A 4,995-nucleotide genomic window follows, 5' to 3' on the forward strand; every position below is an offset into this window, starting at 1 on the left:
TCACAGGTTCAAATCCTGTCCCCGCAACCAAACAAAAACGGCCCGCATCACGCGGGCCGTTTTGCGTTTGCAGCCTGGCGCGGCCAGTTTGATCTTCATCGAGTTACCCGACGGTGTGGGTCTCGGCAGGCGCCGTCTTCCCGTGTTAAACTGCTTGGCATGGAGATGGACACCGACAAGATCGACAATGCCGTTCTGGGGCTGCTTTGGCTAACGCTGCATGAAGAGAGGCGCGCCTGGAAGGGATTGGATTGGGATGCTCTGGATCGCTTGCACCAGAAGGGACTGATCGCCAATCCGGCAAACAAGGCGAAGTCGGTGGTTCTGACAGATGAGGGCCTGCGACGGGCTGAGGAATTGTTCCGCACCCTGCTCACGCGGCCGGCGCCATGAGCGCTGGCTGGCGTTCCAATTCGACAGCAAGAGTCGCGCAGGCAAAACCGACAACTTGCTCGGCAGGCCTATCCCGCAACAATTAGGGTTGGGCGTTCCGCCCGATTACCGTCTGGCGGCGGTGTCCGGTGCGTCGGACCTTCAGTCGAAACCTGCCGTGGTGCTGCCATAAGAGCGTCGCTCAATTCACACGGTTTTCCAACCCCACCGTCAGCGGAATCTCAAGCCCCCGCCGCAATCCCGTCGCAACCACCGACACCCTGAATTTTCCTGCGAGCGCCTTGTCGAAAATGGCGCCGACGATGATGTCGGCATCGGCGTCGACCTCCTCGCGGATGCGGGTGGCGGCTTCGTCGACCTCGAACAGCGTCATGTCAGTGCCGCCCGATATCGAGACAAGGACGCCCTTGGCGCCCATCATCGACGCTTCGTCGAGAAGCGGGTTTGCGATCGCCGCTTCGGCTGCCTTCCTGGCGCGGTCCTCGCCGGTGGCTTCGCCGGTCCCCATCATCGCGCGACCCATATCGCGCATTACCGACTTCACATCGGCAAAGTCGAGATTGATCAGGCCTTCTTTGACGATGAGATCGGTTATGCAGCCGACGCCGGCGTAGAGTACGCGGTCCGCCATGGCGAAAGCGTCCGCGAACGTCGTCTTGGCATCGGCGATCCTGAAGAGGTTCTGGTTCGGTATGACGATGACGGTATCGGCGCTTTCGCGCAGCCGCTCGATGCCCTCATTGGCCGCATGCATTCGGCGGTTTCCTTCGAAGACGAACGGCTTGGTGACGACGGCCACGGTCAGTATTCCTGCGTTGCGCGCGGCCTGCGCTATGACCGGTGCTGCACCGGTTCCAGTTCCGCCTCCCATGCCTGCGGTCACAAAACACATATGCGTTCCCGCAAGATGGTCCATGATTTCGTCGATAGATTCCACGGCCGCAGCATGGCCGACCTCGGGCAGGGATCCTGCACCAAGGCCTTCCGTGACGTGCGCTCCCAATTGGATCAGCCGCGTTGCCTTCGACATGGTGAGCGCTTGGGCATCGGTGTTGGCAACGATGAACTCGGTGCCCTGCAAGCCTTCGGCGATCATGTTGTTGATGGCGTTGCCGCCACCGCCGCCAACCCCGATGACGGATATCTTGGGCCTCATCTCCGAGATTGTCGGCCTCGTTGCAGTGTTCATTTGCCGTCTCTCCCCTTGAATGCGCAAGCGCAGCGGTCGGTGGAAGGCTTGTTCCCGGCGCGCTGCAAAGACTTTGGACAGTGCGCGAATCAGGACAGCCCAGCGTAACCAAGGGAATCAGACGGTTGAACCGGCTGCAAGTGCAGTATTCGCGCTCGCGCATGTTATGCGCTATTGGTTCGCCGCCGCTGGTACTACGTGTGGCGGCTGACCGAAAATCGTCCGGAGACAACGTCTCCCGTAAAGCCGAGACCGATCTTCCCGTTCTATTTCACGCCGATGCCGGCAGTCAGGCCGCCATCGATCCTGTAGTCCGCGCCGGTGCAGAACCCGGCTTTCGACGAACACAGAAAGGCGATGAGTTCCGCCACTTCCTCCGGCTCGCCGATGCGCCCGATGGGGTGCGCTTCGCCGAAGCGCCTGTAGGCGGCCTCGACATCGGCGTCGGTGCCGTTTTCGCCGCGCGCCGCCTTTTCCAGGATCGGGGTGCGGATCGAGCCCGGGCTGACGGAATTGACGCGAATGCCGGAGCGCGCGTGGTCGAGCGCCAGAGCGCGCGTCAATGTGTGGATGGCGCCCTTGGTCGTGGCATAGGCGGCGACGTTCTGCTGGCAGGCGAAACCTTGCACCGAAGCCACGTTGACGATGGCGCCGCCGCCTCGCCTGATCATTTCCGGAATACCGAAATGCGCGGTCAGGTAGATCGAGCCGACATTGACGGACATCGCCCAGTTCCAGATGTCGAAATCGGTGCTAACAGCGGTGCCATACGGATGGACCGCCGCGGAATTGACGATGATATCGAGGCCGCCGAACCGTTCAACACCGGCTGCGACCGCGTCGCGGACCTGATCCGGCACGGAGACGTCGACGGCCACGACCAGCGCCTCGGCGCCGGAGCTGCCCAGTTCCGCTCTCATCGCAGTGTTGGCCGCGCGGTCGATGCCGCAGGCGATGATCGCCGCCCCGCCCGCCGCAAGACGTCTGGCGGTTGCCAGGCCGATCCCGGTCGTCCCCGTCACCAGAGCAATCTTGCCGTCGAAATCCTTCATGGCGCAAACTCCTTTAATTTGACTTCCATTGTGGCCCAACAATACGGTTCCGTTTTATCGCAAAGGAAAAGCCTCGATGGAACAATGCTGGCGCTGGTATGGCCCTGACGACCCGGTGACGCTCGATCATGTCAAGCAGGCCGGAGCCTCGGGCGTTGTATCCGCCCTGCATGATATCTATGACGGCCGCGCCTGGCCTTTGACGGACATTTTGGAGCGCAAGCGGATCATCGAGGCCGAAGGGCTGACCTGGTCGGTTGTGGAGAGCATTCCCGTCCACAATTTGATCAAGATCGGCTCGGCGGAACGGCTTCGCTATGTCGGCTGGTATAAGGACACGATCCGTGCGCTCGCCAAGGCCGGCATTGCGACGATCTGCTATAACTTCATGCCGGTGGTCGACTGGACCCGCACCGACCTTGCCTATCGGCTTCCAACGACGGGCTACGCACTGCGGTTCGATGCGATCGATTTTGCCGCCTACGACCTGTTCGTCCTGAAGCGCAGGAATGCCGAATTCGGCTACAGCGCGGCACGTATCGCGGAAGCGGAATCGCGACTGAAGGAATTGAGCGAAGAGCAGATCGACAGGATCGAGCGCAATCTCATTGCCGGCCTGCCGGCGACCGAGCGCAGCTACGACCGGGATAGTTTTCGGGAGGCATTGGCGGAATATGACTCGATCGGGCCGAAGGAGCTGCGCGACAATCTTGCCTGGTTTTTGCGCGAGATCATTCCGGTGGCCGAGCACGAGGGGGTGCGCATGTGCATCCATCCCGACGACCCGCCATTCTCTCTCTATGGCCTGCCACGGATCGTTTCGACCGCCGAGGACGCGGGTTTCATCCTCAACGCCGTCGACAGCCCGGCCAACGGCCTGACATTCTGCACCGGCTCCTACGGTACGCGCGCAGACAACGACATCGTCGGCATGGTCAAGGAGTTCGCCGACCGGATCCATTTCGTCCATCTGCGCAATGTAACCATCGAGGATGACGGCTCCTTTTATGAAGCCGAACATCTGGAGGGCGGCACCGACATGGCGCATGTCATCCTTGTTTTGATGCAGGAAGAGACGCGCCGCCGTAGGGAAGGTCGCGCCGATTGGCGGATTCCCATGCGACCCGATCATGGCCATCTGCTCGCCGACGATATCGGCAAGACCAGGATCAACCCCGGCTATTCTTTGATCGGCCGCCTGAAAGGCCTGGCCGAGCTGCGTGGCATCATGCGCGCCGTGGAACGTTTTGAGCTGGCCTGAGGATCGAAGCCGGAGCTAAGGCTGATGGCTTGACGCAACAAGCTCGGCCTTGCGCTGCGCCGTCTCCAGCCCGATGGCGATGAAGCGGCGCGCATGCCGGGCCAGCTCCATATTGTCGGTCCACAGATTGCGCCAGATGGCGGTTTTCTTCGACAGGTTCTCGTCGACGATCTCCGACGAGAAAGATTCGAAGCTGAGGTCGTCGCCATAGCCGATTGCGGTCAGCGCATCGAAGATCGCGGCAAAGTCGATGTTGCCGGTGCCGAGGAAGCCGCGATGGCTTTCGCCGACATGGACATAGCCGATCTTTTTGGCGGCGAGGCGGATGGCCAACCCGATATCGGCCTCCTCGATGTTCATGTGGAACGTGTCGAGATGCAGAAAAATGTTGTCGGAACCGGTGTCCTCGATGAAGGCCAACCCTTGCGCGGCGGTGTTGAGCAGATTGCTCTCGAACCGGTTGACGATCTCGAGGTTGAGGGTGACGCCGGCGGCCTTGGCGGTCTCAGCGACCTTGGCAAGCGTGGCGGCACTGCGGTTCCATTGATCGCGCGTCGGCGCCTCAGTCTGCAATCCATGGCTGGTGCTGAGGATGCCGGCGACCTTCCGGCCGCCGAGATCCCGAGTGAGCGCGATCGTGTCATTGAGGACTTCGACGCCGTGCGCGGCAATCGCCTTGTCGGCGCTTGAAATGTCGCCGTCGGGCGGCAGCCCGATGCTGATCGCCACGCCGAGATCGAGGTCGGCGATGCGCTTGGCCAGCCCGCCAACATCGACATCGGCGGGGTCAAGATAGGAGAATTCAATCAGGTCGAAGCCCGCCGCCCTGGTGTTGGCCAGCGTCCGTTCGAGGTCGTCTTGCGCCGAGCTCGCCGACCAGACGAAAGAGTGGATTCCAATGCGCGACATGATCGTCTCCTGCTGCCCGAGAGCACCGGAACCAAAAGTGGGAACCGGTTTGGGGATAAATCCGATGCTCAAACAAAAATTGGTGCGGCCGGTCACCCCGCCGCACCACCCATGGGTGGCTTTTGAGATCGGGCCGCCGTCCCGCCCGTGTATTCCATAAGGTTCTCTGGCGGGGAAAGCTGCGGGTCGAG

Annotated in this window: 5 protein-coding genes; 2 read left to right on the forward strand and 3 right to left on the reverse strand. The window is 61.5% G+C overall.

Features of this window, described 5'->3' with window-relative positions; translation table 11 throughout:
• Window positions 1-159: 159 nt before the first annotated feature.
• Entirely contained in the window at window positions 160-393 is a 234-nt protein-coding gene (locus AC0L15_RS31920; RefSeq protein ID WP_287245812.1) for a DUF6429 family protein, read from the forward strand.
• Window positions 394-574: 181 nt separating this feature from the next.
• Here AC0L15_RS31920 and ftsZ read toward each other — a convergent pair whose 3' ends face one another.
• Together ftsZ and AC0L15_RS31930 are read right to left on the reverse strand one after the other, a co-directional pair.
• The gene (gene ftsZ / locus AC0L15_RS31925; RefSeq protein ID WP_023797312.1) at window positions 575-1,582 is read right to left on the reverse strand and encodes a cell division protein FtsZ; all 1,008 of its coding nucleotides are present in this window, start codon (window positions 1,580-1,582) and stop codon (window positions 575-577) included.
• Between the two features lie 266 nt (window positions 1,583-1,848).
• A complete protein-coding gene (locus AC0L15_RS31930) occupies window positions 1,849-2,634 on the reverse strand; it encodes an SDR family NAD(P)-dependent oxidoreductase (RefSeq protein WP_473498242.1) in 786 nt (261 codons plus the stop codon).
• 76 nt (window positions 2,635-2,710) lie between these two features.
• Between AC0L15_RS31930 and uxuA the strand changes: the two genes are divergently transcribed.
• Entirely contained in the window at window positions 2,711-3,895 is a 1,185-nt protein-coding gene (gene uxuA, locus AC0L15_RS31935; protein ID WP_287245815.1) for a mannonate dehydratase, read from the forward strand.
• A 15-nt stretch (window positions 3,896-3,910) separates the two neighbouring features.
• On the opposite strand, the gene AC0L15_RS31940 is transcribed toward uxuA, so the two are convergent.
• The gene (locus tag AC0L15_RS31940) at window positions 3,911-4,804 is read right to left on the reverse strand and encodes a sugar phosphate isomerase/epimerase family protein (protein WP_287245816.1); all 894 of its coding nucleotides are present in this window, start codon (window positions 4,802-4,804) and stop codon (window positions 3,911-3,913) included.
• Between the last annotated feature and the right edge of the window lie 191 nt (window positions 4,805-4,995).

The sequence above is a fragment of the Mesorhizobium sp. WSM4846 genome, from assembly GCF_055811415.1.

Bases quoted from the DNA above. Each gene is read 5' to 3' on its own strand.
- AC0L15_RS31920 (WP_287245812.1), top strand. From the start codon at position 160: ATGGAGATGGACACCGACAAGATCGACAATGCCGTTCTGGGGCTGCTT.
- ftsZ (WP_023797312.1), bottom strand. From the start codon at position 1,582: ATGAACACTGCAACGAGGCCGACAATCTCGGAGATGAGGCCCAAGATA.
- AC0L15_RS31930 (WP_473498242.1), bottom strand. From the start codon at position 2,634: ATGAAGGATTTCGACGGCAAGATTGCTCTGGTGACGGGGACGACCGGG.
- uxuA (WP_287245815.1), top strand. From the start codon at position 2,711: ATGGAACAATGCTGGCGCTGGTATGGCCCTGACGACCCGGTGACGCTC.
- AC0L15_RS31940 (WP_287245816.1), bottom strand. From the start codon at position 4,804: ATGTCGCGCATTGGAATCCACTCTTTCGTCTGGTCGGCGAGCTCGGCG.